The sequence below is a fragment of the Flavobacterium sp. genome (assembly GCF_035760125.1).
Taxonomy (GTDB): Bacteria; Bacteroidota; Bacteroidia; order Flavobacteriales; family Flavobacteriaceae; genus Flavobacterium.
On the sequence record NZ_DASTTN010000367.1, the window covers coordinates 1 to 2,279 of the forward strand.

The 2,279-nt window shown below is 34.8% G+C and carries 3 protein-coding genes; all 3 read right to left on the reverse strand.

The features are described 5' to 3' along the window. Window positions 1–912, reverse strand: a 912-nt coding sequence (locus VFS71_RS13120; RefSeq protein WP_326401756.1) for a HipA domain-containing protein, incomplete at its 3' end; no start/stop codon positions are given. Further along, window positions 905–1,219, reverse strand: a complete 315-nt coding sequence (locus tag VFS71_RS13125) for a HipA N-terminal domain-containing protein (protein WP_326401757.1) — start codon at window positions 1,217–1,219, stop codon at window positions 905–907. The genes VFS71_RS13120 and VFS71_RS13125, both read right to left, overlap by 8 nt. A 2-nt stretch (window positions 1,220–1,221) precedes the next feature. Further along, window positions 1,222–1,431, reverse strand: a complete 210-nt coding sequence (locus tag VFS71_RS13130; RefSeq protein ID WP_326401758.1) for a helix-turn-helix domain-containing protein — start codon at window positions 1,429–1,431, stop codon at window positions 1,222–1,224. Window positions 1,432–2,279: the final 848 nt, after the last annotated feature.

The following is a 2,279-nucleotide window of genomic DNA, read 5'->3' on the forward strand; positions in this document are numbered from 1 at the left end:
AATCCTATTATCCATCAGCTTCAGATACTTTTCTTTCATGTCATCTGATAAAAAAGATATTTCAACAAGTTCAATCCATCTGGATAGACTTTTATTCATGGCCGATAAAATAGCTTCAATTGTCTTGTCATTAAGTTCCAGTCGCTCTTTTGCAAAATAATCTATTAATTCCGTTGCTTTAAAATTGCTCTTTTTTCCTTTGAGAGACAGGGCTAACTCCTCTTGTGGATTTTTAATGGAAATCGAAGAATTTAGGAAATCATATACTGGTGACAAAGTAGTTTTTCCTGCTTTTGTAATTACCGAAAAGTTCTTTAAATGCATATCTTCATTACCTGTTATGAAACAGAACAAAACCCGTTTAAAGAAATCTGCTTTCTCTATAGCAGGAAAAGTGCAATACTCATCAATTACTTTAACCAATTTTTCCATTGTGTAATCATACTTTGTATCCCTTGAATTCCCTGTTAATTGAGCAAAATCCTCAGTGGCATATTTCTTCCCCTTGCTGTATCTGTCAAACCTTTTGATAAAATAAGAAAGACTCCCATCCTTTGAATAGACCAATCCATGAAAAGGGACTTCCAGTCCATATACTTTAGCCATTTTCATGGTTACATCCTCGTTTTCGGGCAATTCCGGAAATAGATCATTTTGAGGTTTTATAATATAGTTCCCAAACTGGTCCACAATTTCGAACTGCTGGTTCACAACGGATATAACTGCGCTTAATTTTGGCTGAACTCCCTGAATGGATAATTTCTTTGCACGATTGGCAGCTTCCTGTCTTTGCTCGGCTGCTGTAAATGGCAAGTCGTTTAATGCAGTAAGTTTGGGAGCAATCATACGAAGTCCTTTTTCACTGTATTTTTCAGCACCACATAATTCGTAGGTTATTGGACATCTATTCATCTTTCCACTCTTTTACCGTTACCGCTCCTACCAAATCATTCCCCGTGGCTATCAGTTGGGAGAAATAATCGTTTTTATCAATCTTGCCGATTTTCAAGAGCCCTTCAAGCATTATGCCCTCTGGCAATAATCCTTCAAAAAAAGAAGGGAATTTTGCAAAGGAATACTTTTTATTTGTCAATGGCATAGTCAACGATACCGCTTCTCCTTCGTAGTTGTCATCATAGATAAATTCATAAGCGCTGCCGCTGTCTTCAACCAGTACCCCTGCCCTTTTATCGTGAACAAATATTATTGCTTTTCTCATGACTATTTATGGATTGGACTTTTAAATTGTATTTCAATATTCAATACTTTCAGTATAGCTAAAAGTTTATTCCAACTAACCGTTTCCTTATTTTTCTCAATATCAAAAACTGTGGTCTTACCTACTCCTGCCAGGTTAGCCAATTCTAATTGCGTGAGTCCTGCTAGCTTACGATGCTCTTTTATGAAGAGCCCTAAATTAAAATCATTCATATTTTACCGTTTAGACAGTAAAATTAAGTAAATATATGTTGCCTCTGGGTATTTTTAGCATAAAAATGCTATTTTTTACTGCCATAACAGTAAATTATATATAAATCATTGAAGATTGATTAAAAAAGTAGTGACAACTCCTGTTTTTACTGTTATACCGGTAATCATTGGGGCAAAAAACATATAAATCAGCTTTGGAACTTGAGAAATTTTAAAAGAATTCAGAAAAGTTGCAGTAGAAGAATCAAAAAAAAAAGGTCTCAACTAATCGCCCTTTGGATTTTTCCATAGGGCTTTTTTTGTTTTCCTCTAAAACGGTAGGATGCAGTATTCATAAACTATTATACTTTATCCATACTCGTTATCCCGTCCTGTCTCGTCTTAGTGACCATTTTGTCCAGTCCTATGTTAATGTATCAATTTTAGGGACAAACTTGCATAAGTCATTTATTATATTAATATCCCTTATAGTATGTTACTTTGTCTTTTTTCTAAAGACATTCACGGAAAAAAGTCGGGAGACTTTATTATATTTACGGTTTTGAAGTACTTTTAAAAATAGCAAAGTCATGAGACTTTGCTGAGCATAAAGAAGAACACTTCGTATAGCTGGGGACATTTGCCTAGCATAGTATGAACACTTCGTGGAGTTACAAACAAAAAAGCCACTTCAGCAATGAATTGGCTTCTTGTTTTTATAATTAAATAATAACCAATGAATTAAGTAGGCCACTTAAGGGTTAAATCAGGATTGGGGCATTCTGGAAATATGGTAGAAATGTAGCCAAATATTTGAGGAGCGGAAGTCGTTACAAAAGAATATACTTCTTTGGGGCCTATCATGGTTT